The following is a 26,943-nucleotide window of genomic DNA, read 5'->3' as shown; positions in this document are numbered from 1 at the left end:
AGGTGACACATCCATGGCCGCAGGAAACGAAGTCTCAACGACTTACTATATCCAGCACCACTTGCAGAATTTGACCTTTGGCAATCACCCTGAAAACGGCTGGTCGCTGGCGCATTCAGCAGAAGAAGCAAGTGAAATGGGCTTTTGGGCCATTCACCTGGATACCATGGGCTGGTCGATTGCTATGGGGTTGCTGTTTATCTGGACTTTCCGCAAAGCGGGCAAAATGGCCACCACGGGTGTACCCAGTGGCCTACAAAATGCGGTTGAAATGGTCGTCGAGTTTATCGAGGACATGATCAAAGGAACATTCAAAGGGCATAACCCGATCATTGCTCCTTTGGCCTTAACGCTGTTCGTGTGGATTCTGTTCATGAACACGCTCAAAATTATTCCGGTCGACTACTTCCCCGTGCTGTTCAGTAAGCTGGGCGTGGACTACATGAAAATTGTCCCCACCACCGATGTGAACGCCACGCTGGGCTTGGCACTAGGGGTATTCGGGCTGATCCTTTACTACAGCTTTAAGGTTAAAGGCGTGGGTGGTTTCGCCAAAGAGCTGTCACTGACGCCGTTTAATCACTGGGCGCTGATTCCTTTCAACCTCCTGTTGGAAATCGTCGCGCTGCTGGTTAAACCGTTTAGTTTGGCGATGCGTCTGTTCGGCAACATGTTTGCCGGTGAAGTGATCTTTATCTTGATCGCCATGCTGCCGTTCTGGGCTATCTGGGTGCTGGATGTGCCGTGGGCCATTTTCCATATTTTGATCGTCGTACTACAAGCTTTCATCTTTACAGTGCTGTCCGTGGTGTATCTAAGTGCTGCACACGAGCATCACTAATCCGAGCAATGCTTGAAACACATTAACCCTTAACCTCAACCCTCGACCTTTAACTTGAAAAACTAGGAGCATTACCATGGAACTTATCTACATTGCCGCTTCCATCATGATCGGTCTCGGCGCTCTAGGTACCGGCATTGGCTTCGCTATTTTGGGTGGTAAGCTGCTGGAATCTACAGCGCGTCAGCCTGAACTAGGCGACCAGCTGCAAACCAAAACCTTCCTAATGGCAGGTCTGCTGGATGCCGTTCCGATGATCGGTGTTGGTATCGCAATGTACCTGATCTTCGTTGTTGCCGGTTAATGACAGCTCAGCCGAGCGTTAATCGCTCGGTTTTGTTTCACTCCGGTCGCCACGAACTTGTCAGAGGTACATTCCTGTGAATATCAACATGACGCTAATCGGGCAGACGATCGCCTTCGCGATCTTTGTCTGGTTTTGCTTAAAGTATGTGTGGCCTCCGATCAGCAACGCGCTTCATGAGCGTCAGAAAAAAATTGCTGATGGCTTGGATGCAGCCAGCCGTGCTAACCGTGATCTTGAGCTTGCTCAAGAGCGGGCAGAACAGACGCTGCGCGAAAGCAAGGAGCAAGCTTCTCAGATTCTTGAGCAGGCCAACAAACGCTCTGCCCAGATAGTTGAAGAAGCCCGCGAACAGGCCCGCGCCGAAGGCGAACGCCTAGTAGCGAGTGCACGTTCCGAGATTGAGCAAGAAGTGAATCGCGCTAAGGATGAACTTCGTGCCCAGGTCTCTTATCTCGCCGTTATGGGTGCCGAGCGTGTTCTTGAAGCGTCGGTCGACGAACAAGCCCATCGCAAGTTACTCGATGAGCTTGCTGCTGAACTGTAAGGAGGTGAACCATGGCGGAATTACTTACCGTCGCTCGTCCTTACGCTAAGGCAGCGTTTGAATACGCGCGTGATCATGAGGCGCTTGATAGCTGGTCACAAGCGCTGAGTTTTTTAAGTGTTGCGGTAGCAGATGACGTCGTTCGCCATCGGCTAAGCAGTCCCAAATTAGACAGCGAGCAAAAAGTGTCGCTGCTTGTCGAGCTTATTCCTGAGCAACAGGATGAGGCTTTACAGCGATTTTTGACTGTTTTGGCTGACCAGGGCCGCCTGATGGCGTTGGCATCCATTGCTGATCAGTTCGAGCACCTGCGTGCCGAACACGAGCAGCGGGTTGAAGTGAATGTCACCTCTGCTTACGAGCTTGATAGTCAGCAAGAAACGAAGCTAGCGAACGCGCTTAAGAAACGTCTGAATCGCGAAATCTCTATTACTACTCAGGTGGACAAGTCGCTTATTGGCGGTGTCATCCTACGTGCTGGCGATACCGTCATTGACGGCTCCGTACGTGGTCGATTGAACCGCCTAACTGACGCGCTAACCGCTTGAGTCTGAGGGACATGGCATGCAGCAACTGAATCCTTCCGAGATCAGCGACATCATCAAGCAGCGAATTGAAAAGCTTGACGTCGCATCCGAAGCCCATAATCAGGGCACCATCGTCACCGTTTCCGACGGTATCGTGAAAATTCACGGCCTCGAAGACGCGATGTTTGGTGAAATGATCGAATTCCCCAACAGCATCTTTGGCATGGTACTCAACCTGGAGCGTGACTCCGTGGGTGCCGTGGTGCTGGGTGACTACCTGCAGCTTGAAGAGGGCATGACCGCCAAGTGTACCGGTCGTATTCTCGAAGTGCCGGTAGGCCCCGAGCTGATTGGTCGCGTGGTCGATGCGCTGGGTAACCCCATCGATGGTAAAGGCGACATCAACACCACCATGACCGACGCCGTTGAGAAAGTGGCGCCAGGTGTTATCACTCGTCAATCCGTCGATGAGCCGATTCAAACCGGTCTGAAATCGATCGACGCCATGGTGCCGATCGGTCGTGGTCAGCGTGAGCTGATCATCGGTGACCGTCAGATCGGTAAGTCCGCCATTGCCATTGATGCCATCATCAACCAGAAAGGCAAAGGCGTGACCTGTGTCTACGTGGCTATCGGTCAGAAGCAGTCGACCATTGCCAACGTGGTGCGCAAGCTCGAAGAGCATGGCGCCATGGAGCACACTATCGTTGTCGCCGCTGGCGCCGCCGATCCTGCTCCGATGCAGTTCTTGGCCGCTTACTCTGGCTGCACCATGGGCGAATATTTCCGCGACCGCGGCGAGAACTCGCTGATTGTGTATGACGATCTCTCGAAGCAGGCCGTTGCCTACCGTCAGGTATCGCTGCTGCTGCGTCGTCCGCCAGGTCGTGAAGCTTATCCTGGTGACGTCTTCTATCTCCACTCGCGTCTGCTCGAGCGTGCTGCGCGCGTTAACGCCGACTATGTTGAGAAGTTCACCAACGGTGAAGTGAAAGGCAAAACCGGTTCCTTAACCGCCCTGCCGATCATCGAAACCCAGGGGGGCGACGTTTCTGCGTTCGTTCCGACTAACGTGATCTCGATCACCGACGGTCAGATCTTCCTGGAAACCAACCTGTTTAACTCCGGTATCCGTCCGGCGATTAACGCAGGTCTGTCGGTTTCTCGTGTTGGTGGTTCGGCGCAGACCAAAATCATCAAAAAGCTCGGCGGTAGCGTACGCCTAGCCTTGGCCCAGTACCGTGAACTGGCGGCGTTCTCGCAGTTTGCCTCTGATCTTGATGAAGCGACGCGTAAGCAGCTTGAGCACGGTCAGCGTGTTACCGAGCTGATGAAGCAGAACCAGTACTCGCCAATGTCAGTTGCCGAGATGGCGCTCTCGCTGTACGCCGCCAACGAAGGTTATCTGGACGACGTCGACGTGACCAAAGTGTTGGACTTCGAGCGTGCGTTGCACGACTACATGAAGTCTGAGCACGGTGATCTACTCGACAAGATCAACCAGAGCGGTGACTACAACGGTGAGATTCAAGACAGCTTGAAGTCGGGTCTCGAGAAGTTCAAGGCGACTCAGAGCTGGTAATGTCTGGCCCGCCTGCGGGCGGGTTTGCATGCTTTCTGAGAGCCACGAACGAAGGGTAGATCGCTATGGCAGCTGCAAAAGAGATACGCACCCAGATCGGGAGCATTAAAAATACGCAGAAGATCACCAGCGCCATGGAAATGGTGGCTGCATCTAAAATGCGTAAAGCGCAAGATCTGATGAGAGCTAGTCAGCCTTACGCTAAGCAGATCCGCAACGTGGTCGGCCACATTGCTGACGCTAACCCCGAGTACAGGCACGACTATATGGTCGAGCGTAGCGAGGTTAAGCGCGTTGGTTACATTGTGGTCTCTACAGACCGTGGTCTGTGCGGTGGCTTGAACCACAACCTCTTCAAAGCCTTACTCAAACAGGCCAGCGAGTGGAAAAAGCAGGGCGCAGAGCAGGATTTCTGTGCTCTGGGCGCTAAGGCCAGCACCTTTTTCCGCAACTACGGTGGCAATTTGGTGGCGGCGAAAAGTGGTTTAGGCGAAGCCCCGACCGTTGAAGGTTTGATTGGCAGTATTAAGGTCATGCTCGAAGCGTACGATGAAGGACGTCTCGACCGGCTTTACGTGGTGCACAACGAGTTTGTGAACACCATGACCCAAAAGCCAGTGGTTCGTCAGCTTCTTCCGCTGTCGCCTGATATGGGTGCAGACGCTGAGCAAGACGACGAAAACGCCCGTCCCGGAAGCTGGGACTACCTGTATGAACCGGATGCCAAGGCGTTGCTTGATAGCCTGCTGGTTCGTTTCATCGAATCGCAGGTGTATCAGGCGGTAGTGGAAAACGGCGCTTGTGAACAAGCCGCCCGAATGATCGCTATGAAAAGTGCCACTGACAACGCAGGCGGCCTTATCGACGATCTGGAGATGGTCTACAACAAGGCCCGTCAGGCCGCCATCACCCAGGAAATTTCTGAGATCGTCGGCGGCGCTGCTGCCGTATAACGCCTAGGGAGCCAATTATTTAAACGGCTCCCGGCAGACAGGTTTCATTTGCAGGTTTTAGAGAGGAACCAAGATGAGCGGACGTATCGTACAAATCATCGGCGCGGTGATTGACGTAGAGTTTCCGCGGGACTCTGTGCCCAAGGTCTACGACGCGCTGAAGGTCTCCGATGTTGAGACCATCCTCGAAGTCCAGCAGCAGCTGGGCGACGGCGTGGTGCGCACCATTGCCATGGGCTCTACTGAGGGCTTGAAGCGTGGCATGGACGTGACCAGCACAGGTGCCGCTATTTCCGTACCGGTAGGTAAGGAAACGCTGGGCCGTATTATGAACGTACTTGGCGAGCCGATCGACGAAGCGGGACCGATCGGTGAGCAAGAGCGTATGCCGATCCACCGCAAAGCACCGAGCTATGCCGACCAAGCAGCCTCTAACGAGCTGCTGGAAACTGGTATCAAGGTTATCGACTTGGTCTGCCCGTTCGCTAAGGGTGGTAAAGTTGGCCTGTTCGGCGGCGCCGGTGTTGGTAAAACCGTTAACATGATGGAGCTTATCCGCAACATCGCCACCGAGCACAGCGGCTACTCTGTATTTGCCGGTGTGGGTGAGCGTACGCGTGAGGGTAACGACTTCTATCACGAAATGACGGAATCCAACGTTATCGATAAGGTATCGCTGGTTTACGGTCAGATGAACGAGCCTCCGGGTAACCGTCTGCGCGTAGCGTTGACCGGCCTGACCATCGCTGAGAAATTCCGTGATGAAGGCCGCGACGTTCTGTTGTTCGTCGATAACATCTACCGCTACACCCTGGCAGGTACCGAAGTATCGGCACTGTTGGGTCGTATGCCTTCAGCGGTAGGTTATCAGCCTACGCTGGCTGAAGAGATGGGCGTTCTGCAGGAGCGTATTACCTCGACGAAAACCGGCTCAATCACCTCGGTACAGGCCGTTTACGTACCTGCGGATGACTTGACCGACCCGTCGCCGGCGACCACCTTCTCGCACCTGGATGCTACCGTGGTATTGGCACGTTCTATCGCCGAACTGGGTATCTATCCGGCGATCGACCCGCTGGACTCCACCTCGCGTCAGTTGGATCCGCTGGTCGTCGGTGAAGAGCACTACGCCACCGCCCGCGGTGTGCAGAACGTTCTTCAGCGCTACAAAGAGCTTAAGGATATTATCGCCATTCTGGGTATGGACGAGCTGTCTGATGAAGATAAGCTGGCCGTTTCCCGGGCGCGTAAAATCCAGCGCTTCTTGTCGCAGCCGTTCTTCGTGGCCGAAGTATTTACCGGTTCACCAGGTAAGTATGTCTCACTGAAAGACACTATCAGTGGCTTCCAGGGCATTCTCGCTGGCGAATACGACGATATGCCGGAACAGGCCTTCTATATGGTCGGCTCCATCGACGAAGCCGTCGAGAAAGCCAACCAGATGAAGAAGTAATCCCGTCCATTAGGGGGATTCGCTATGGCGAATAGCTTTACTTGCAATATCGTCAGCGCTGAAGCATCGATCTTCTCAGGTACCGTTGAGCAGGTGATTGCTTCCGGGATTATGGGTGACCTGGGTGTTTTGCCGGGTCACGCTCCGCTGCTGACCGAGCTTCAGCCGGGTCCGGTTCGCGTGATTCACGATGATGGCAAGGAGGAGAACTTCTTTGTCTCGGGGGGCTTCATGGAAGTCCAGCCGGATGTCGTGACGATTCTGGCCGACTCTGCATCGCGTGCCAGCGACCTCAACGAGGCCGCTGCCGAAGAAGCACGTCAGCAGGCGCTGAAAGCCTTTAATGAGAAGTCATCGGAGCTCGATTATACTCGCGCTGCCGCTGAACTTGCCGAAGCCGTTGCACAGCTGCGAACGATTCAGCAGCTGCGTAAAAAGGCGGGTAAAGGCTAACACCCACGCACTTGGCGTGTGTCCAACGCCCCTTAAACCCGCTACCAGGGTTTAAGGGGCGTTTTTTTTGTTTGGCAGTTAAATAAGTAAGTATGACGAGCTTGGTCAGTAGGATGGGCTGGGCGATGGATTAGTTCGGCAGCACGACGCTTGTAAGCGCAAGGGGGAGAGTCATGGCACTGAATGATGAAAGCCTACAGGAATTAAAAGCCGAGCTGCTCGACGAGTTGGCCAAGGAAGTGCCCAGTAAATCGGTGCTCTCCTTGCGTTTGGCCGAAACCCGCTCCGCGGATATCGGTGAAGTGCTCGAAGAAATGATTGAAGATGACGAAGAGCTGCCTGCGGCGCTCGCGTTGCTGGATATTCTGTCTGCCGAGCGTGCTGCGAACGTACTGGGCTATTTGCCCGGTGAGAGCCAGCTTGAGGTCGTCGGGGAACTGAATGACAGCCAGGTACTTAAGCTGCTGGAAGAGATGGGGTCGGACGAACGCGCCGATTTGTTTAATCTCCTCAGTGAAGATCGCCGTGAAGCACTCCTGCGTCGCATGGCCCACCGCGAGCGGGAAGACCTAAAGCGGCTTGCCAGCTACGAAGAGGGTACCGCCGGCGCCATTATGACCTCTGACTATGTCTCCATAGCCAGTGGCATGACGGTGTCGCAAGCAATGATGCGGGTACGCCAGACGGCCCCCGATGCGGAAACGGTCTACCAGCTATATATTCTCGATAGCGACGGGCAATTGATCGGAACCATGTCGCTGCGTCAGCTTATGGTGGCACGCCCCGGTGCCATTGTTGATGACATTATGATCAAAGATGTCATCAGTACCCGGGTTGATAATGCCCAGGAAGATGTCGCCCGAATTGTGGCGAAGTACGACCTGTTAGCACTGCCGGTGATTGATGCGGAAGATCGTATGGTCGGTATCGTGACTCACGATGACGCCATGGACGTGGCCGAATCGGAGGCCACCGAAGATTTCCACAAAGGCATGTCGATCGGCCAGTTGGAAGATGGCGTTAGCCGTGTGCCGCTCTGGAGCCTGTACCGCAAACGGGTGTTTTGGCTGGTACTGTTGGTCTTTGCCAACTTGTTCTCGGGAGCTGGGATCGCCTATTTTGAAGAGACCATTGCCGCCCAGGTAGCGCTGGTGTTCTTTTTACCGCTGTTGATCGGTAGTGGCGGTAACGCTGGGGCCCAGGCAGCCACACTGATGGTGCGCGGTATGGCGACCGGTGACGTGGGTGTCAAAGATTGGGGCAAACTACTGGGCCGCGAGCTACTTGTCGCCGGGTCACTGGGTATCACCATGGCCATCGCGGTAACGCCGATTGGCATAATGCGAGGGGGCGAAGCGCTGGCGATGGTAGTTGCCTTTAGCATGGTCACCATCGTGCTGTTCGGTAGCCTGCTGGGGATGTGCCTGCCGTTTGTATTAGAGCGCTTTAAGGTCGACCCCGCCACGGCATCGGCACCGCTGGTGACCACGCTTATCGATGCTTCTGGCGTGGTGATCTACTTCAGTATCGCCACGTTGCTGCTTTCTTAAGCGCAGTGTAAGGGTTTAAGGATTAGCGCATGGAGCTGCTGGCCGCTCGGGTAATAAACAGCACCTCAACGTGGCCGAGCCACTCGATATCGCTAGCCAGCGCTTTTAGCTGACTAGCGAGGCACTGGGGCGGCTGATGCACCGCGTCATCAATGATCAACGATACCGACACCTTATCCTCCAAGTAGTGCAACTGAAGCTCGTTCAGGGTGCGCCACACCGGGTGTTTGTACCAGCGCGCATCCAGCGCGGCCTCTACTTCAGGGCGGAGCGGGAGGCCGGGAAGGCGGCTTGGATCACCCGCCCCGGCGTCGTCTTCGGGGTCAACGTGGAAGATGACGTCGGTGAGCGCGGGAAACTCATGGCGTAGGCGGCGGCTGACTTCGTTTCCGATTTCGTGGGCTTCCGACACGGTAATTTTCGGCCCCACCACCACGTGTAGATCAACCATTACCCAGCCGGCGGATTGCCTGGTACGCAGATCGTGAACACTATCCACACCCGGAACGCTGCAGGCCACATCGTGCATCTGATCCTGTACATCTTCAGGTAGCGCAGTATCCACCAATTCCCGTGCCGACTCCCACAGCAAGTCCAAACCTACCTTGCCGACCAATAAACCCACAATGATGGCGGCCACGGCATCCAACCAACCCAGGCCGAACTGGGCACCCACCAATGCCACCAGTACTACGGCAGTGGAGAGCGCATCGCTACGTGAGTGCCAAGCGTTGGCTTCAAGTAATTTCGACTTTACCCGCTTGGCGACCCGCATGGTGTAGCGAAAAATCCACTCTTTGCTAAACAGTGCAATGACGGTAATCACGATTGCCACCGCGCCCGGGGCGTTAACGTCAGTGCCGCTAAACAGGCGATCCAGGCTCGACCAGGCAATCGCGCCAGCCACGAAAATCAGTACGCTTCCCAGCAGCAGGGTCGTCAGGGTTTCGATACGGCCGTGGCCGTAGTGGTGATCTTTATCGGGCTCCTGACGCCCATAGTGAATGGCCGCCAAGACAAAGCCATCGGTGACTAAATCTGATAGAGAGTGAATACCGTCGGCAATCAATGCCGCTGAGCCAACCATAAAGCCGATCGTGACTTTGACGATGCTCAACAGGGCATCCAACCACGCACCGATGTAGGTAACACGCTTGGCCTCTTGGCTAAGTCGCGCTTGGTCGTGAACCACTGGCGTTTCGATGGTCTGAGTCATGGGTACCTTGCAAGGGCGCACGCATTCAATAGACGCCTATTGTAGCGCACTCCTTATATCCTCTATAGCCTCCACTGTCTTTAGGCTGCGAAACGGCGCCTTTGTGTGTCAGTGGTGGCGAGTGTCAGCAACGGCATTGGCGGACAACGAATAAGCGGATGTGTATCCTTAAGCGCCATTGCAAACCACTAAATTGTTTCTATACACAGGATTTTTTATGGATTGGCTCCAGGTGGTGGTGTTAGCGGTTGTTCAGGGAGTGTCAGAATTTTTACCCGTTTCAAGCTCTGCTCACCTAATCTTGGTGCCTGTGCTGACCGAGTGGCAAGATCAGGGCCTAGCCTTTGATGTTGCCCTGCATTTAGGCAGCCTTTCTGCGGTGATTATCTACTTCCGGCAGGAAATTTGGCAGATGGTGGTGAGTAGCCTGGCTGCGATCAGCGGTAAAGGGGTTAATGAAGACGCGCGACTGGCTTTATGGGTGACGTTAGCGACCATCCCGGTGGGGCTTATTGGTTTGCTACTGCACGATGTTATTTCTCATTTTATGCGCTCTACGCTGATTATCGGCTTCAGTTTAATTGGTTTCGGGCTATTGTTGGGGTATGCCGATTGGCGTAAAGAGGGGACACGCAGCGAGTACCAACTGCGTTTGAAGGATGTGCTGATTATTGGCGGTGCCCAGGCGCTAGCGCTCATCCCAGGCACCTCGCGCTCGGGGATTACTATTACCGCGGCGCTGATGGTAGGTATGAGCCGAGAAAGTGCCTCGCGCTTCTCTTTCTTACTGTCAATTCCGGTGATTGTGCTGGCAGGTGGCCTCGAAGCAGTGGGGCTGTTTAGCGCTCCACAGTCGATTGATTGGATCGCGATGTTGTCGGGCACTCTGCTATCGGGAATAAGCGCGTACTTGTGTATTCACTACTTTCTGGTGGTTATAAAAAAATTGGGAATGCAGCCCTTTGTGATTTATCGCGTGCTGTTCGGCGCCTGGCTGCTGTGGTTCTTTTATTTTTAGGATAAAGCAACGATGAAAAAGGCTGTTGAATGCACAGCAAGGTGGGGACGTGCACTGATCGTAACGGGTTCACTGCTGGGCTTGGGGTTAGGCTTGGCAGGCTGTTCAGAGAGTGATCGACCTCTGGAACCACCGGTACGCTTTGATGGCAATATTTTCGGCACCTTCTACCAGGTGACCATTATGGATCCGCTCACTCAGGGCGAGTCCCTTGAATTGGAAGAGGGCTTCAAAGCAGAGCTAGAGAACGTTGATCAGGCAATGTCCACCTATCGCGATGATGCCGAACTGATCGCTTTTAACGAGGCTCCGCTGGAGGAGTGGCAGCCGCTCTCCAATGAGCTCATTGAGGTATTGGCGATTAGCCAATCCGTCGCTGAAGCCAGCCATGGCGCCTTTGATATTACCGTGGGCGATCTGGTCAATTTGTGGAGCTTCGGCCCCGGTGCGCGGCCAGAAGAGGTGCCCGCCGATGATGTTCTTGCTGAGCAGTTGGCCCAGGTAGGTTATGACGCTTTAGAAGTCGATACCCAAAATATGCAGGCGCGGCGTATCCGCGATGTGTTTGTCGATCTTTCTGGTGTGGCCAAAGGCCATGGAACTGACCGGGTTGCTGCATATCTGGATCAGCAGGGGCTGGAGCACTATTTAGTCAATATTGGCGGAGAACTAATCGCCCGTGGCCTGCGTGATGAGGAAGAACAAACGCCCTGGCAGATTGGCATTGAGGTGCCTGAAGATGGCCAGCAGCGTGCTCAGCATATTATCCCGCTAGAGAGTATGTCGGTGGCCACCTCAGGTGATTACCGCAACTATTTTGAAGTAGACGGACAGCGCTTTTCCCACACCATCGATCCGCGCACAGGCCGACCGGTAACCCACCAGCTTGCCTCGGTGTCGGTTTTTCACCCCTCCAATGCCTGGGCGGATGCCTGGGCGACGGCGCTATTAGTGGTTGGCGAACAGGAGGCGATGCAACTGGCCGTTGAGAACAATCTCAAAGTACTCCTGCTGGTGCGCGATGGCGAGCAGTGGCGTAGCATTGCGAGCCCTGAGTTTGTTAATTATTTTGGGGAAGCGTTGATAAATGAGTTGGGCATTGAACAACGACAACCCCCAGCGACCAGCAGCCCCGCCGCAGCCGACCAAGCGCCCGCTGACCCATCAGTAATAGGTGAATAGTATGCAAGAATTGGATATCGTCATTCTCGCCGCGGGAAAAGGCACGCGGATGCATTCACAAATACCTAAAGTGCTTCACACTCTGGCGGGTAAGCCAATGGTGCAGCACGTGCTGGATACTGCTTTAGGGTTGCAGCCGGATCGCACCCATGTCGTGATTGGTCATGGCGCTGACCAACTGCGCGAAGCGCTAGCAGAAAATGCCGTGCAGTTTGCCGTTCAGGCCGAGCAGAAGGGCACCGGGCACGCGGTGGCGCAAGCGCTCGAGCAGTTGGGTAGCGGCAAGGTGTTAATCCTTTACGGCGATGTACCGCTGCTGCAGCGTGAATCCCTTAGCGAGCTGTTGGCCCATGTGGATGAGCAGCACATGGGGCTGTTGACGGTAACGCTAGCTGACCCTTCGGGTTATGGACGGATTGTGCGTGACGACGCAGGCGAAGCGGTGGCCATTGTTGAGCAAAAAGATGCCAGCAGCGCCGAGCTTGCGATCACCGAGTGCAATACCGGTATTATGGCCATGACGAGTACCCAGCTTAAACGCTGGTTACCACAGCTCTCCGCAGATAATGCCCAGGGTGAGTACTACCTGACCGATGTCATTGCCATGGCCGCAGCGGAAGGTATCAAGGTATGCACCGCTCAACCGGCCTCCGCCGTTGAAGTGGAAGGGGTTAATAATCGAGTTCAAATGGCCCGCTTGGAACGCGTTTATCAACGCCAGTTGGCCGATAAGTTAATGGCACAGGGAGTAGCACTTGCCGACCCCGAACGGCTTGATGTGCGCGGTCGTCTGACCTGCGGTCACGATGTGTTTATCGATGTGGGTTGTGTATTTGAAGGTGAGGTTGAACTAGGCGAGGGCGTACGCATTGGCCCCTACTGCGTGATTAAAAACAGCACCATTGGTGCAGAAAGCGTCGTCGATACCCATAGCGTTATAGAGCGCACCGTGGCGGCGGGCCTCAACCAGATTGGCCCCTTTGCGCGACTTCGACCCGGCACGCGGTTAGCGGTAAAAGCCAAGGTAGGCAATTTTGTTGAAACCAAAAACGCCGATGTGGGCGAGGGCAGTAAGATTAATCATTTAAGCTATGTGGGCGATACCCGTTTAGGCCGAGATGTGAATGTAGGCGCGGGTACCATCACCTGCAACTACGACGGCGCTAATAAGCACCACACTGAGATAGGCGATAATGCTTTTATTGGCTCTAACACTGCGCTAGTAGCGCCTGTCACCGTGGGCAAAGGCGCTACCATAGGGGCTGGGTCTACGATTGCTAAAGACGTCACCGATTACGCGTTGGCCGTCACCCGAGGCCGCCAGTTAGAGAAGATTGATTGGCCGCGTCCCAGTAAAATGACAAAGCCATAGGGCGGGAAGAAAGCAATTAAAAAGGGCTCTTGAGTCAGCCCTTAAAACAGCCCTTAAAAATCGTTTTTAAAATGATGCTAATAATCATTAAAAAGCCGTATACATAATCAATGGTCGTCGTTCTACCGTTCAGCGGGTTGGTCGAGTAGCGTTTGTGAAGAGCTATGGTTAATAAACTAGGAGAGTGACTATGTGTGGCATTGTGGCCGCCGTTGCCCAGCGCAACGTCCAAGAAATTCTATTAGAAGGACTAAAACGCCTGGAGTATCGCGGCTACGATTCGGCCGGTATGACGGTGTGCAATGACGGCGTATTAACCCGCCATCGTGCGCTTGGAAAAGTGGCTGAGCTTGCCGCTCAATTGGATAAGGCCGCGCTACCGGGTTTTTCGGGCATTGCACATACCCGCTGGGCAACCCACGGGAAACCCTCTGAGGCCAATGCGCACCCGCACCATAGTAGCGATCAGGTTGCCGTTGTGCACAACGGTATTATTGAGAACTACGAGGCTATAAAAGAGAGCCTTCAGCGCAGCGGCTATGCGTTTAGCTCCGAAACCGATACCGAAGTGATAGCTCACTTACTCTCTGAAAAGCTGGCTGATGGGCTCACTCTGTTTGATGCTACGCAGCAGATTGTTAACGGCTTAGGCGGCGCCTACGCGCTGGGAGTAATGAGTGTTAGAGAACCTGGGGTCGTGGTTGGCGCGCGCCAGGGTAGTCCGCTAGTGGTCGGTGTGGGGATTAATGAGGCCTTTTTAGCCTCTGACCCGCTGGCGCTGCTGCCGGTCACAGATCGCTTTATTTACCTTGAAGAGGGTGATTTGGTCGAGCTGCGCGAGCAGGGGAGCATTCGCATTGTAGATCGCCAGGGTAACGACGTTGAGCGCCCTACCCATACCTTTGAACACGGCGATGGCGCGGCCAGTAAGGGCGATTACCGCCACTATATGCTCAAGGAGATTTTCGAGCAGCCAACGGTGATTGAGGCGGCATTAGAGGGGCGGCTGAGCGCTAAAAGCGTGTTAGTCGAGAGTTTTGGCCCCGATGCGCTGGCGCTTTTCAAGCGCACCCGCCAGGTACACATCATTGCCTGCGGCACCAGCTACCATGCGGGGCTGGTGGCGCGCTATTGGCTGGAGCGATACGCGGGGGTGCCGGTGCAGGTCGAGGTGGCCTCTGAGTACCGCTACCGTCATCCGGTCGTGCCTGAAGGCACCCTGTTTGTCACCCTTTCCCAATCCGGTGAAACCGCCGATACCCTGGCCGCGCTACGCTTTGCTAAAACCCTCGACTATATCGGCTCGCTGGCGATCTGTAACGTGCCCGGTAGTTCGCTAGTGCGTGAGTCTGACATTACCCTCATGACCCGCGCGGGCCCTGAAATTGGCGTTGCTTCGACCAAAGCTTTTACCACTCAGCTGGTAGCACTTATGCTGCTAACGCTTTCAGTCAGTAAAGCTAAAGATCAAGCCGAATATCCGGATATCATCGCTGCGCTACACACGTTGCCTGAGGTATGTCAGCGGGTGCTGGCGCTGGATAGCCAGATCGAAATACTTTCCCAAGCGTTTGCAGAGAAACACCACGCGCTCTTCTTGGGCCGTGGGGCCCACTATCCGATTGCCCTTGAAGGGGCGTTAAAGCTCAAAGAGATTTCCTATATTCATGCCGAGGCGTACCCCGCCGGGGAATTAAAGCATGGCCCGCTGGCGCTGGTGGACAGTGAAATGCCAGTGATCTCGGTCGCCCCCAACGATGACCTGCTTGAAAAGCTAAAATCCAACCTTCAGGAAGTCCGTGCCCGCGGCGGTCAACTGTTTGTATTTGCTGATGAGAGCGTGGGTATCGATGCCCAGGAAGATATACGTGTGCTGACCCTACCACACGTGCACGAAGCGCTAGCGCCGCTGCTGTACACCCTTCCGCTACAGCTATTGAGTTACCACGTGGCTGTGCTCAAAGGCACCGATGTAGACCAGCCCCGTAACCTGGCTAAAAGCGTGACGGTGGAGTGATTTAGGCGTCAGACTTTATATTTAATTAAGCCAATAAAAACGCTTTACAAGATGCGGCAATTAGTCGCATCTTATGCGCAACCGTTGCGTTGCAGCATGTGGTTAGGGTGCTTATTATCGTGGCGGTCTTTCTCCCCCCTGATTGGATAACATCGCCATGAAACCACCAAACGTCCACGTAACCCGGCATTATGCTAGCCGGGTCGCTTGGTTGTTGCTCGCCTGTACGCTTTTTGTTTTTCCTTCTCTCTCTTATGCCGCCGCCGGGCCCCTCGATCTTACTCTTTCGCTTGCCGGTATTTCTTCTGTCGTGATCTTCGTGCTCGCCTATGCGTTGGTGATGAGTGAAGAGCTACTGCATATGCGTAAGTCTAAGCCGGTGCTGGTGGCGGCTGGGCTTATCTGGGCGCTAGTGGCCTGGGTCTATGTACAAGCGGGGATGCCGGAAGAGGCGGAAACCGCTTTCCGTGAAACGTTGCTTGAATACGCTGAGCTGCTGCTGTTTTTGCTGGTGGCGATGACCTATATCAACGCCATGGAAGAGCGCCGGGTATTTGATGCGCTGCGTTCTTGGCTTGTGCGTAAAGGCTTTAGCTACCGCACCCTGTTCTGGATCACCGGTGTCATGGCATTCGGTATTTCGGCGATCGCCAACAATATGACCACCGCCATGCTGATGTGCGCCGTGGTACTTAAAGTGGCCGAAGGGGATAATAAGTTTATCGGTCTGTGTTGCGTCAACGTAGTAGTGGCTTCCAACGCCGGTGGTGCCTTTAGCCCATTTGGCGACATCACCACGCTGATGGTGTGGCAGGCGGGCCAGGTACCGTTTGAAGGCTTCTTTGCCCTGCTGCTTCCCGCGGTGGTTAATTTCATGGTGCCTGCGGTTATCATGAATTTCTTTATCGTCAATCGTCAGCCTGCCTCACTTAAAGAGAATGTCTGGCTCAAGCGCGGCGCTCGGCGGATTATCGTACTGTTTTTGATTACCGTGGCCATCTCGGTACTGTGTCACTCTATCCTCTACTTACCGCCTGCCATGGGCATGATGTTTGGTTTAGGTCTACTGCAGTTCTTTGGTTACTATCTGCGCCGCAGCCTGCCGCGTTCGCTTGAACGCAAGCGGGAGCGCTATTCTCGCCGCGGCGACTGGAAGAAGTTGGAGCAGTTGGGTAGCGTAGTTCCCTTCGATATTTTCAGCCGTATCGCCCGTTCCGAGTGGGACACGCTGCTGTTCTTCTACGGGGTTGTAATGTGTGTCGGTGGCCTTGGCTTTATGGGCTATCTCAGCCTGCTTTCCGAAACGCTCTACGGCAGTTGGGATCCGGTGTGGGCGAACGTTGTGCTGGGGCTTATCTCGGCCGTTGTGGATAACATCCCAGTGATGTTCGCGGTACTTTCCATGGCCCCGGATATGTCCGAGGGGAACTGGCTATTGATTACCCTAACGGCCGGTGTCGGCGGCAGTCTGCTCTCAATGGGCTCAGCTGCAGGTGTTGCCCTTATGGGCCAGGCGCGAGGTATTTATACCTTTGCTGTACACCTTCGCTGGGTACCAGCCATTTTGTTGGGTTATGCCGCTAGCATTGCAACGCATCTTTGGATTAACAGCGCGTTGTTTTAAACGCTGTATAGCAAACTGAAAACGCCCCTCACTGAGTAACCAGTGAGGGGCGTTTCTAGATGTAGATTAAATCGGTTAACGATCAGTCATTATAGGTCGTGGCCAGTTATGACTTGGCAAATATCGGCGAAGCTTTTCGCCATAGGCATCGGGTTGATCTCTTTACCTACCGCACTCTGTATATCGCTGGCTGAGATAATGCCGCGAATCCTAAGTTCGTGGTTATCGTTTTGCTCAGTGATTAACAGGTGTTGATCGGTCACGGCCTCCATCGACAGCACCAGATCCTCAATGGTTAACGATGCCAACTGGGAGACGGGCATGGCGCTAAGCTTGTGCCACGGGGTCATGATCATTTCAGCGGTTACCTCTTCACGACTAAGGTTGCGCTGCTGCATGGCGATGTTGATGCGCCGCGTACCAATCACTTCTTTTGAGGTAATAATGCCGATGCAGTGTGCTTGCTGATCCATCACGAACAGTAGCCTTACGCCGCTATAACGCATCTTGAGGTGCGCCTCGTCGATAGGCGTGTCGGCATCAACGGATTGAGGCATGACTTGGGAAAAGTCGGTCAATACCGTCATCGCTGGGCTAGTAGGCAGTAGACGCCGCGCTGAAGGCTTGGCTAGCAGTGGTGCTGAGCCAAGTTGAATTAAGGGTTTAGGTGAAAAAGTCACTTGGTTCATCAGGGTACCTCCATGTGGAGAAAAGAGGGAGCCGTTGGTATCTGGCTCGCCTTGCAACTCCACAGTTGCACGCATTTCTTATCGCAACCTTAAGAGAGCCATAAAACTCAGCGTAAGAAGCAAAGAAAGTGTTATTGCTCTCTTGGACGCTGCAGATAAATAGCTACGCGTAACCCCCCACTGGGCGCGTCATCCAACTGAAGCTTGCCGCCGTGGCGTGTGACCAGCCGTTCAACAATGGAAAGCCCTAATCCTGAGCCGGCGCTGGGGCCCGCGCGTTGAAAGCGCTCGACCACTTTTTTGCGTTCATTGACCGGTATCCCTGGGCCCTGGTCATCCACCGTCAATTGAAAGCCTTGTGGCGTCGCCGCTAGGGATATGCTGATGATACTTTGATTAGGCGAGTGTTGGATGGCATTACCAACCAGATTCTGTACCAGCGTTTCAATGGCACCGGGCTCTTCTAACATCGACCAATCTCCCTGTTCATCTGCATTTAGCAGCAGTTGCTGTTCGCGCTCAGCAGCCAGGGGCGAAAGCTTGGCCAGGGTCTCGCGCACTTCACTAAGTAACTGGCTAGTACGGTATTCAGGCTGTGACTCCTCCTCAGGCTCCAGGCGAGCCAGTGTTAAAAGCTGGGTAACCAAGCGCGTGGCCCGTGCGACGCCACCGCGCAGGTGATTGAGCGCTTCCTGACGATCTTCGAGGTTTTCGGCAGTTAGGGCGTTCTGAGCGTGTAGATCGAGTACCGCTAAGGGAGTGCGTAGCTCATGGGCGGCATCGGCAATAAAGCGCTTTTCGCGCACGCGCATCAAGCGGATTCGCTTTAACAGCCGGTTGAGCGCACCGGCGATAGTGTCTAGTTCCTGGGGCAATGGGCTGAGGGTTAGGGGCTGTAAATTATGCGGATCACGATTGCGAATTTGCTCGGCCATGCGCGACAGGGGAACCAAGCCCCAGCCAATCGACCACCATAGCAGGGCGGTGAGTAGCGGCAGGCCAATCAGGTCGGGCAGTAACGTGCGTAGCGCTACTGCTCTAATCAGTTCCCCGCGAACGTCTTCGCGCTCGCTAACCACAATCCGCTGCGTGGAGTTAGGTATGTCGAGCACATAAATGCGCCATTGGATCTCATTAATAGACCGACTGGTGAATCCCACAGGGAGATCTTCCAACGGCGACTCGGGGGCATTAGCTGAGCGCAGCAGGAGGCGGCTCTCTTCCCACAGCTGAAAGCCCAGCTGGCTATCTGCTCGGTAACCTGCAAAGCGTCGATCAGATCTCGCCGTTTTTCCTAGAGCACTTTCTAGGCTGCTAAGCAGCACACCCTGGGTTTCATCCGGCAGTGGTGCTTGCAACAGGCCTTCCAATAGGCGCGCATTTTGCTCAAGACTGGCATCGTACAGTGCTTCAATTTCATGGGCAGCGTAGCGATAGCTGATAAAGCCAATCACCAGCATGCTTATGCCAAACACCAGCAGCGCTAGCCCCAGGGTGCGTTGGCGGATAGAGGTCATGGGTGCTTATCCTGATTCGTTTTATCCATTACGTAACCAATACCGCGTAGCGTGCGAATCAGGTGAGGAAAAAATTTGCGCCGAAGGTGGTGCACATGTACCTCAATGGCGTTGCTCTCCACGTCCTCATCCCAGCCATAGACCAAGCGTGTTAGCGTATCGCGGGTGAATACTCGTCCGGGGTGGCTCATAAACTCTTGAAGTAAGGTCAATTCCCGTCGTGACAACACCACGGGCTTCCCCTGGTAGCTCACCTGCATGGTGAGCGGGTCGAGGCGGATACCACGGCACTCCAGAGCGCTGTTTACCTGGTCACTACTGCGCCGCAGTAGGGCTCTCAGACGAGCTTTTAATTCAGCCACTTCAAACGGCTTGGTTAAATAATCATCGGCACCCGCATCTAACCCAGTGATTCGTTCATCGACGGCATCGCGAGCCGTTAATACCAAAATGGGTACGCGATTGCCCAACCGCCTCACGGCTTCCAATACCTGCATACCATCCATACGCGGCAGCCCCAGATCGAGAATGACCGCATCAAAAGGTTCGCCTTCCTTTAACGCGGCCAGGGCGCTAAAGCCGTCGCTAAGGTGATCCACCGTGAAATTCTCGGGTTTTAATGCCAAGCGAATGCCCGAGGCTAAGCTCGGATCGTCTTCTACCAACAATATACGCATGGCGGATAGTTACTCCTTTAAATTCTTCGCTACCCTTAACCCTTGAAATAAGCACGGATAAGGGTGGTATGCAAAGGCTTAGGTCGTCAGGATGAGGTTATAAATTGTAGGTTAATAACCTAGCATGCTTTGTTACTCCTTCGGAGCTCGGTATTTGATTGATCAGCCATGACATTTAGTTATTCCTCAAGTAGTCCAGAGGTAGTACTTTGCCCGCCAGCACGACGACGCGAAGCACTGCTGCAGCTTGCTGCCGCCCATGACCCTAAGCTTCAAGCGGCCCTGAGCGCTGCCGTAAAGGCAATGTACAATCAGCCGGATACCCAGTGGGATGGGCTATGGGTAACGCTTGAGGCGGGACAGCTGACGGCCGCTATCTGGGTACAACCCCTGCCCATGAACATGGCGCAGCTATGGTTACCCAAGCAGCTGCCCAGCGAACAGGGTGTGCATACTAGCGCGCTATTGCGTGCGGCCAATGCATGGGTAGAAGCTCACAATATTCGCTTATGCCACTTGGAGCTGTCATCCCAGGCGTCCGTATCAGAAGCGCTGTTACGTGAGCATGGCATGCAGCGTTTGGCTTGCTTGGAGCATTTAATCGGCAGTAGCCGCTACCGCTTATCAATGAATGAAGTACTACCATTGTCACTGCAGCCGTTTGGCGAACTTTCTCTGAGGGAGCAGGTGAGTCTGTTGGCCGCAGTGGGGCAAGATTCGCTGGATAGCCGCCCCTTGCGCGACGTACTCTCAGTGGAAGAGTTATTGGATGGTTTTTATCAGCAGGCTCCCCAGGCACCACAGCACTGGTACGCTGTTGGCTATCGTGATGCCGTGGTGGGTGTGCTACTGCTTGCGCCGCGCCCTGCCCTAGGCCGTTGGGAGCTAATGTTAATGGGACTAACAACGGATTGGCGTGGCAAAGGCTTGGGCCGCGCGCTGTTAAATAAAGCTCTTACGCTTGCCCAGCAGGCTGGCGTGCAGGAGGTCATGCTGGCTGTAGATGATGTCAATGTACCGGCTAAACGGCTTTACCAGCAGGCAGGTTTTATACGCTATGCGCAGCAACGTTTATTCGCCTGGAAAGGCAGTGGTGAGAGGAGGGATTTGCCAAATTAAGCTGCCAATAGTAACCAACGGTTGAATAGGCGCGCTTAGTAGCATTTTCTTGCGCTTTGCGTTGCCGTTATACTAGTCCTATATGCACGTCTTGGCGTCTCAGCTGCGCACCGTCAATATTGGCGCTGCCACGCACAGGGGTTGAGGATAAAAGTTTGATGACAATACTCAAGAGGTGGTGAGAGTGAAAGCTAAGCTGATCATGAGCGGGCTGGCGGCCCTCGGCTTCATGGCGGGCACATCCAGTGTTTATGCCCAAGATGACGCCGTACGTGATGCGATTGCCGAGCGTTTGGCGCCGGTGGGTCAACTCTGTTTACAAGGCCAAGACTGTGGCACCGCGGCGGCACCAGCGGCTTCTGCCAGTAGTGGTGGTGGTATAGACGGTGCGGGCATCTATAATAATATCTGTATGGCATGCCATGAAACGGGTGCTGCGGGCGCGCCTATTCGTGGTGATGAAGCTGCCTGGTCTGCACGCACTGAGCAAGGTTTCGCCACGCTGTTAGACCACGCTATCAACGGTATTGGCGCCATGCCAGCGAAAGGCGGCAACCCCAACCTTTCCGACGAGGAAGTGGAAGCAGCGGTTGCTTATATGGTTGAGCCGGTTATGGAAGTGCCTGAATTAGGCGGTGGCGACGATGCTGCTTCTGAAGAGTCAGCACCGACGGAAGAAGCTACTGAAGAGGCCGCTGCTACTGAAGGTGAAGCCGCTGCAACTGAAGAAAATATGGCTGCTAACGACGACTCAGCGAGTGAAGAAGACGCGGCCGCCTCTGAAGAAGCAAGTGGCGGTAGCGACTTAGACGGTGAAGCCCTTTACGCAAGCTCTGGGTGTGTGGCGTGCCACGATAATGGCGTTGCCGGTGCACCGACCAAAGGCGATTCAGAAGCTTGGGCGGCGCGTTTAGAGAAGGGGGCTGATGAGCTTTACGCCAGCGCCATTAACGGTATCGGCGCTATGCCAGCCAAAGGCGGCAATCCCAATCTTTCTGATGAAGAAGTGATGGCCGTTGTCGATTATTTAATGGCTGAAGCTCAGTAGCAGTAAGTCGTTCCGTTAAGCAGCACTGATTTAGCTTGGTAAATTTATCCACAGGGTGTTTTAGTCGCCGCCCTGTGGATATTCTTGTTTTAAAGGCCTGGTTTTAGTGTTCCAGTTTTACAACGCCCGCTTGATCACCCCAGCAACGAGCGGAGCCCTGCTATGGCGTCTTTACCACGGGCCTGTTTCTTATCCGGATCTTCTTTATCGGCACGACCTTCCCACTCCAAATCCCCCCCGGGCAATTCGTCTAAAAAGCGGCTGGGTGCACAGTCCATAAGCTCACCGTAGGCTTTGCGCTGGCGGGCAAGTGTTAACGTTAGTGTGCGCCGCGCCCGGGTAATGCCCACATAGGCTAATCGCCGCTCCTCTTCCACTGTGCCTACTTCGATGGCGTTGCGGTGGGGCAGCAGATCCTCCTCTAAGCCCATCAAATAGACATGCGGAAACTCCAGGCCTTTAGAGGCGTGCATGGTGAGTAACTGCACTCTATCCGAGTCATCCTCTTCCGCCTGCTGCTCCAGAATGTCGCGCAGTACCAGGCGTGAAATAGCCGCTTCTACGCCGTCGGTTTCGGTCTCGGTGGAATCGGTATCGTCTTCCGGATCGCGGTTGAGCGATTTTTCTAGCTGGTCGATGAGAATCCACACGTTGGCCATGCGGCGTTCTGCGACGGTGGGTGCGCTGGCGTTTTGATACAGCCAGGCTTCGTAATCCATATCCCGCAGCATGTCGCGAATGGCGGCAATGGCATCGCCTTGATCCATGCGCTTGCGCACGCCGTCGATGAAGTGGGTGAACCGGCTTAAGCGCTCCGTAGCTCGGGTCGGCAATACTTGTTCCAACCCAAGCTCATGGCAGGCGGCAAACAGCGAAATTGAGCGCTCGGTGGCATAGTTGGCGAGTTTCTCTACCGTTCCAGGGCCCACTTCGCGGCGCGGCACGTTAACAATGCGCAAAAAGGCGTTGTCGTCCGCGGGATTAATCAACAGGCGCAGGTAAGCCATGGTGTCTTTAATCTCGTTGCGCGAGAAAAACGACGTACCACCGGAAAGCTTGTAAGGAATTTGGTAGTGCTGCAGCTTAAGCTCTAACAAGCGGGCCTGGAAATTGCCCCGATAAAGCACCGCAAAATCCCGCCACTCGGCCTTTTCCTTGATACGCCGGGTGAGCATTTCGCTGGCGACCCGCTCAGACTCCGCCTCTTCATGACGATTCACGATTACCCGAATAGGCGCGCCGTCGCCCATATCGGACCATAGCGTCTTCTCATAAACGTGGGGGTTGTTGGCGATTAGCGTGTTGGCGGCGCGCAGTATCGTGGCGGTAGAGCGGTAGTTCTGCTCCAGCTTGATCACTTTCAAGCGCGGGAAATCTTCACCCAGGGTGATTAGGTTTTCAGGGCGGGCACCGCGCCAGGCGTAGATCGACTGGTCATCGTCGCCTACCACGGTAAAGGTGGAGCGCTCCGCCATTAGCAGTTTCACTAACAGGTACTGGGAGACGTTGGTGTCCTGATACTCATCGACGAGCATGTAGTGGATTTTGCGCCGCCAGCGCTCTAGTGCTTCCGTATCGTTCTTGAGCAGTACCACCGGCAGCAGAATCAGATCGTCGAAATCCACCGCGTTGTAGGCTTTTAAATGGCGTACGTAGGCTTCATAAACCCGAGCGGCAAAGTGCTCATCGTCATCAGCCGCAAACGAGAGCGCATCGCTAGGCAGCACCAAGTCGTTCTTCCAGGTGGAAATTTTGCTCTGCACAGCATTGATCTGCTCGGCGTCCACCTGGGCGTCTTTGTTCATCAAATCGCGCAGCAGCGCCTTGGCGTCTTCCGGGTCAAATAGCGAAAAGCCCGGTTTATAGCCCAGGGTTTTAAGCTCGCCACGGATAATATTCAGCCCCAGGGTGTGAAAAGTAGAGACCGTCAGTCCGTGGCCCTCTTTGCCGTGGAGCATCTGGCCCACGCGTTCTTTCATCTCTCGGGCGGCTTTATTGGTAAAGGTCACCGCGGCGATCCTGCGCGCGCTCATCCCACACTCTTGCACCAAATAGGCAATTTTAGTGGTGATAACGCTGGTTTTACCGGAACCTGCACCCGCCAACACCAGGCAAGGGCCATCAATGTAGCGCACGGCTTCCTGCTGGCGCGGGTTTAGCCCTTTGATGCGGCTAAGAATGCTCTTGGGCGTTGCAGGCGTCATGGCGTCGGTCGTCCTCTACGAGAGTTGCTGGCGGTTTCGATTACGATTTCAAGTACGGTTTCAAGTACAATCGTCCGCTTGGCGAAGGCATAATAAACAGGCAGGTGGAGATGTTTGAAGTAGCGCTTTTTGAACCGCGCATGGCGCCCAATACGGGCAATATCATGCGCCTGGTCGCCAATAATGGCTGCCGGTTACACCTGATTGAGCCGCTGGGCTTTGACCTGGAAGAGAAAAAGCTGCGTCGCGCCGGGCTGGATTACCGCGACCTCGACAACGTCACTCGCCACGCCGATTTTAGCGCCTTTCAGCAAACCATGCAGGGGCGGCGCATCTGGGCGATCACTACCAAGGGAACCCGCACCTACAGCGATGCGGACTTTGCCCCAGGCGATGTGCTGCTGTTTGGCTCTGAAACCGCTGGGCTGTCACCCCAGGTGCATGAAGCGCTAACCGCTGAGCATAAACTGCGCCTGCCCATGCAACCCAATAACCGTAGCCTAAACCTTTCCAACGCCGTGGCTATTGTGAGCTACGAAGCGTGGCGCCAGCAAGGGTTCGCTGGCGCGCTGCAGGTCTAATCAATTGGTAATCCCATAGCGGTCACGATACGCCCTGATCGCTTCAGCGTAGGCGAGCATTTCGCCACCAGCATGCTCTTCAAGGTAAGTGAGCACTTGCTCCAGAGTGACGATACTGACCACTGGCATAGCGTACTGAGCCTGCACTTCCTGAATCGCGCTCTGCTCGCCTTGACCGCGCTCCTGACGGTCAAGCGCTATGATAACGCCAGCGGCACGAGCACCGCTCTGTTCAATCAGTGTCATCACTTCGCGAATGGCGGTACCCGCGGTAATCACGTCATCAATGATCAAAATATCGCCAGCAAGCGGTGCGCCTACGATATTGCCGCCTTCGCCGTGGGTTTTCGCCTCTTTGCGATTAAAGGCGTAGGGCATATCCCGGTCGTGATGATCGGCCAGTGCCGCCGCGGTGACTGCCGCCAGTGGGATGCCTTTGTACGCCGGGCCAAACAGCACATCGGCGTTTAAGCCGCTATCGACAATCGCCTGGGCGTAAAAACGTCCCAGTTTGGCCAGCGCACGACCGGTTTGAAACAGCCCTGCGTTGAAAAAGTAGGGGCTAACGCGGCCAGATTTAAGCGTAAACTCGCCAAACTTAAGCACGCCTTGCTCAATGGCAAAGGCAATGAAATCGCGCTGGTAGGGTTGTAGAGTGGTAGCCACGGCATTCCTCACTAGGCGGTAGGTTTAAATCGGTACGAAAGCAACAATAAAAGTGGGGTAAATGGCAAGTTTTACTAGCTGCCTTTACCCAAACGTCTAAACGTCGGGTATCATACAGCAGCGACGCAAAAGGGACGATTTATGAAAATTGCCAGCATCAATGTCAATGGTATTCGTGATGCCGTCGATCGTGGCTTCCTGGACTGGCTGGCTCAGCAGGATGTCGACGTGGTCTGCGTGCAGAACATCAAGGCAAAAAGTTTTGAACTGGGTGACCACATTCTGTATCCGGAAGGCTATGAAGGCTATTTCCTGGATGCCGAAGAGGACGGTTTCTCCGGTGTGGCACTCTATTGCCGCAAAATCCCCAAGGCGATTATGTATGGCCTGGGGTTTCCTCAGTGTGACCATGAAGGACGTTTTCTGCAGGCGGATTATGAACGCTTCAGTATCGTCTCCTTCCTGATGCCTGACGGAAGTGACCAAAAAGCCAAGCAGGCGTTTATGGAGCAGTATCAAGAGTATTTGACGAAGATGTCGCGCAAACGCCGCGAATACATCCTCTGCGGTACTTGGCATATTGCCCATAAAACCGTCGATTTGGCTAACTGGTCGGATAATCAACTGACCTCAGGCTTCCGCCCGGAAGAGCGCGCCTGGATGGATCAGGTGCTTGGCCCCACCGGGTTTATCGACACCTTCCGCGAAATTAACCGCGATGCAGGTGAATATACCTGGTGGCCGAAGCTCGACCAAGACGTGCCCCGTGAGCGCCAGGAAGGTTGGCGGATTGACTATCAATTAGTCGGCCCCAACTTCCGCCGCCACGTGGTCGACGCGTGGATCGATTACGATGCGACCTTCTCCGAGTTCGCACCGCTAATCGTTGAGTACGACCTAGCGCTCTAAGCGCTAGGCAACGAACTTTTCCCGCGTCGCCTGTCACCCTTGCGGATTAGCCGGGGTGACAAACAACAGGCCAGCTAAATGCTGGCCTGTTGTTTTTTACGTCTTACTCCTTACCTTCATTACCCACGAATACCCAGCGCTTCACGCTGATGATCGCGAAGCGCATCGCCTGCTTTCTCGGCTAAATCGAGCATGTCGTTTAGCTCGGCACGGGTGAAAGCGCCTGCCTCGGCGGTGCCTTGCACTTCGATTAGCTCGCCGCTTTCGGTCATTACCACGTTCAGGTCGGTATCGGCTTTGCTATCTTCCGGGTAGTCCAGATCCAGCACCGGCACGCCTTTATAAATACCCACGGAAATGGCGCTCACCAACTGCTTGAAGGGATCGCCCTTGATCTTCTTCTCGCGCTGCAGATAACGGATCGCATCGATCAGTGCTACGCAGCCCCCGGTAATCGCCGCGGTACGGGTACCGCCATCGGCCTGGATCACATCGCAATCCACGGTAATGGTGAACTCACCCAGCTTCTTCAAATTCACCGCGGCGCGCAGGCTGCGGCCAATCAAACGCTGGATTTCCAGCGTGCGGCCGCCTTGCTTGCCGCGGGTCGCTTCACGGCCACTACGGGTGTGAGTGGCGCGGGGCAGCATGCCGTACTCAGCGGTGACCCAGCCCTGATTCTTGCCGCGCAGCCAGCGCGGTACACCGGCTTCTACGCTGGCATTACACAGCACTTTGGTATCGCCAAACTCCACCAGTACGGAGCCTTCCGCATGACGGGTGTAATCGCGGGTCAGGCGAATCTCGCGGAGCTGGTCGGCTTCGCGACCGCTGGGGCGCACAACATCAGGACGCTTAGCACTGCTCACAAATAGTACCTCTCAATAAACGCAC

Annotated in this window: 25 protein-coding genes; 18 read left to right on the top strand and 7 right to left on the bottom strand. The window is 54.7% G+C overall.

Annotated features, from left to right (window positions below; translation table 11 throughout):
* The first annotated feature begins 13 nt into the window (after positions 1-13).
* From atpB to mgtE, 9 genes are all read left to right on the top strand, one after another.
* Positions 14-841 (top strand): F0F1 ATP synthase subunit A, encoded by an 828-nt coding sequence (gene atpB / locus SR894_RS22385; RefSeq protein WP_223288267.1) that lies wholly within the window; start codon positions 14-16, stop codon positions 839-841.
* A gap of 76 nt (positions 842-917) precedes the next feature.
* Positions 918-1,145 carry a F0F1 ATP synthase subunit C gene (gene atpE / locus SR894_RS22380; RefSeq protein WP_022521051.1) on the top strand — a complete coding sequence of 76 codons (228 nt, stop codon included), beginning with the start codon at positions 918-920 and terminating at the stop codon, positions 1,143-1,145.
* Between the two features lie 76 nt (positions 1,146-1,221).
* Positions 1,222-1,692, top strand: a complete 471-nt coding sequence (locus SR894_RS22375) for a F0F1 ATP synthase subunit B (RefSeq protein WP_022521052.1) — start codon at positions 1,222-1,224, stop codon at positions 1,690-1,692.
* An 11-nt stretch (positions 1,693-1,703) separates the two neighbouring features.
* On the top strand, positions 1,704-2,240 hold the full coding sequence (locus SR894_RS22370; RefSeq protein ID WP_223288268.1) for a F0F1 ATP synthase subunit delta: 537 nt from the start codon (positions 1,704-1,706) through the stop codon (positions 2,238-2,240).
* Positions 2,241-2,256: 16 nt separating this feature from the next.
* On the top strand, positions 2,257-3,801 hold the full coding sequence (gene atpA / locus SR894_RS22365) for a F0F1 ATP synthase subunit alpha (RefSeq protein WP_133733152.1): 1,545 nt from the start codon (positions 2,257-2,259) through the stop codon (positions 3,799-3,801).
* A gap of 65 nt (positions 3,802-3,866) precedes the next feature.
* Entirely contained in the window at positions 3,867-4,754 is an 888-nt protein-coding gene (gene atpG, locus SR894_RS22360; protein ID WP_009286339.1) for a F0F1 ATP synthase subunit gamma, read from the top strand.
* Between the two features lie 73 nt (positions 4,755-4,827).
* Positions 4,828-6,207 carry a F0F1 ATP synthase subunit beta gene (gene atpD / locus SR894_RS22355; RefSeq protein WP_009286338.1) on the top strand — a complete coding sequence of 460 codons (1,380 nt, stop codon included), beginning with the start codon at positions 4,828-4,830 and terminating at the stop codon, positions 6,205-6,207.
* A gap of 24 nt (positions 6,208-6,231) precedes the next feature.
* Positions 6,232-6,660, top strand: a complete 429-nt coding sequence (locus tag SR894_RS22350; protein WP_088698265.1) for a F0F1 ATP synthase subunit epsilon — start codon at positions 6,232-6,234, stop codon at positions 6,658-6,660.
* Between the two features lie 173 nt (positions 6,661-6,833).
* Positions 6,834-8,210, top strand: coding sequence for a magnesium transporter (gene mgtE, locus SR894_RS22345; protein ID WP_223288269.1), 1,377 nt, complete (start codon positions 6,834-6,836; stop codon positions 8,208-8,210).
* A gap of 22 nt (positions 8,211-8,232) precedes the next feature.
* Here mgtE and SR894_RS22340 read toward each other — a convergent pair whose 3' ends face one another.
* Positions 8,233-9,426 (bottom strand): cation diffusion facilitator family transporter, encoded by a 1,194-nt coding sequence (locus tag SR894_RS22340; RefSeq protein WP_223288270.1) that lies wholly within the window; start codon positions 9,424-9,426, stop codon positions 8,233-8,235.
* A gap of 217 nt (positions 9,427-9,643) precedes the next feature.
* Here SR894_RS22340 and SR894_RS22335 point away from each other — a divergent pair, with 217 nt between their 5' ends.
* The 5 genes from SR894_RS22335 (at position 9,644) to nhaD (ending at position 16,639) form a co-directional block, all read left to right on the top strand.
* Positions 9,644-10,444 carry an undecaprenyl-diphosphate phosphatase gene (locus SR894_RS22335; protein ID WP_133733155.1) on the top strand — a complete coding sequence of 267 codons (801 nt, stop codon included), beginning with the start codon at positions 9,644-9,646 and terminating at the stop codon, positions 10,442-10,444.
* A 12-nt stretch (positions 10,445-10,456) separates the two neighbouring features.
* On the top strand, positions 10,457-11,626 hold the full coding sequence (locus SR894_RS22330) for an FAD:protein FMN transferase (protein ID WP_223288271.1): 1,170 nt from the start codon (positions 10,457-10,459) through the stop codon (positions 11,624-11,626).
* 1 nt (position 11,627) lies between these two features.
* Positions 11,628-12,998 (top strand): bifunctional UDP-N-acetylglucosamine diphosphorylase/glucosamine-1-phosphate N-acetyltransferase GlmU, encoded by a 1,371-nt coding sequence (gene glmU, locus SR894_RS22325; protein WP_223288272.1) that lies wholly within the window; start codon positions 11,628-11,630, stop codon positions 12,996-12,998.
* A gap of 190 nt (positions 12,999-13,188) precedes the next feature.
* Positions 13,189-15,015, top strand: a complete 1,827-nt coding sequence (glmS, locus tag SR894_RS22320) for a glutamine--fructose-6-phosphate transaminase (isomerizing) (RefSeq protein WP_223288273.1) — start codon at positions 13,189-13,191, stop codon at positions 15,013-15,015.
* Positions 15,016-15,172: 157 nt separating this feature from the next.
* Positions 15,173-16,639, top strand: coding sequence for a sodium:proton antiporter NhaD (gene nhaD / locus SR894_RS22315; protein ID WP_223288274.1), 1,467 nt, complete (start codon positions 15,173-15,175; stop codon positions 16,637-16,639).
* Between the two features lie 89 nt (positions 16,640-16,728).
* On the opposite strand, the gene SR894_RS22310 is transcribed toward nhaD, so the two are convergent.
* From SR894_RS22310 to SR894_RS22300, 3 genes are all read right to left on the bottom strand, one after another.
* Positions 16,729-17,328, bottom strand: coding sequence for a CBS domain-containing protein (locus SR894_RS22310; protein ID WP_223288275.1), 600 nt, complete (start codon positions 17,326-17,328; stop codon positions 16,729-16,731).
* 131 nt (positions 17,329-17,459) lie between these two features.
* On the bottom strand, positions 17,460-18,845 hold the full coding sequence (locus tag SR894_RS22305) for an ATP-binding protein (protein ID WP_223288276.1): 1,386 nt from the start codon (positions 18,843-18,845) through the stop codon (positions 17,460-17,462).
* Positions 18,842-19,522 carry a response regulator transcription factor gene (locus tag SR894_RS22300; protein WP_223288277.1) on the bottom strand — a complete coding sequence of 227 codons (681 nt, stop codon included), beginning with the start codon at positions 19,520-19,522 and terminating at the stop codon, positions 18,842-18,844. The genes SR894_RS22305 and SR894_RS22300 overlap by 4 nt, the downstream gene beginning before the upstream one ends.
* A gap of 168 nt (positions 19,523-19,690) precedes the next feature.
* On the opposite strand from SR894_RS22300, the gene SR894_RS22295 reads away from it, so the two are divergent.
* Together SR894_RS22295 and SR894_RS22290 are read left to right on the top strand one after the other, a co-directional pair.
* The gene (locus SR894_RS22295) at positions 19,691-20,641 is read left to right on the top strand and encodes a GNAT family N-acetyltransferase (protein WP_223288278.1); all 951 of its coding nucleotides are present in this window, start codon (positions 19,691-19,693) and stop codon (positions 20,639-20,641) included.
* 184 nt (positions 20,642-20,825) lie between these two features.
* Positions 20,826-21,689 (top strand): c-type cytochrome, encoded by an 864-nt coding sequence (locus SR894_RS22290; RefSeq protein ID WP_223288279.1) that lies wholly within the window; start codon positions 20,826-20,828, stop codon positions 21,687-21,689.
* A 134-nt stretch (positions 21,690-21,823) separates the two neighbouring features.
* Here the strand turns inward: SR894_RS22290 and rep are convergent, their stop codons facing one another.
* Positions 21,824-23,893 carry a DNA helicase Rep gene (gene rep / locus SR894_RS22285; protein WP_223288280.1) on the bottom strand — a complete coding sequence of 690 codons (2,070 nt, stop codon included), beginning with the start codon at positions 23,891-23,893 and terminating at the stop codon, positions 21,824-21,826.
* Positions 23,894-24,003: 110 nt separating this feature from the next.
* Between rep and SR894_RS22280 the strand changes: the two genes are divergently transcribed.
* Complete coding sequence (locus tag SR894_RS22280; protein ID WP_133733166.1) at positions 24,004-24,474, top strand: tRNA (cytidine(34)-2'-O)-methyltransferase; 471 nt, start codon at positions 24,004-24,006, stop codon at positions 24,472-24,474.
* Here SR894_RS22280 and pyrE read toward each other — a convergent pair whose 3' ends face one another.
* Positions 24,475-25,140: an orotate phosphoribosyltransferase gene (gene pyrE, locus SR894_RS22275; RefSeq protein ID WP_223288281.1), complete on the bottom strand. Its 666-nt coding sequence runs from the start codon at positions 25,138-25,140 to the stop codon at positions 24,475-24,477. It abuts the gene before it with no gap.
* 141 nt (positions 25,141-25,281) lie between these two features.
* Between pyrE and SR894_RS22270 the strand changes: the two genes are divergently transcribed.
* On the top strand, positions 25,282-26,049 hold the full coding sequence (locus SR894_RS22270; RefSeq protein WP_009286323.1) for an exodeoxyribonuclease III: 768 nt from the start codon (positions 25,282-25,284) through the stop codon (positions 26,047-26,049).
* Positions 26,050-26,168: 119 nt separating this feature from the next.
* On the opposite strand, the gene rph is transcribed toward SR894_RS22270, so the two are convergent.
* Positions 26,169-26,891 (bottom strand): ribonuclease PH, encoded by a 723-nt coding sequence (gene rph, locus SR894_RS22265; RefSeq protein ID WP_170834128.1) that lies wholly within the window; start codon positions 26,889-26,891, stop codon positions 26,169-26,171.
* Between the last annotated feature and the right edge of the window lie 52 nt (positions 26,892-26,943).

It is taken from the genome of Vreelandella neptunia (assembly GCF_034479615.1).
Lineage (GTDB): Bacteria > Pseudomonadota > Gammaproteobacteria > Pseudomonadales > Halomonadaceae > Vreelandella > Vreelandella neptunia.
This window is presented reverse-complemented; position numbering and strand designations above follow the sequence as displayed.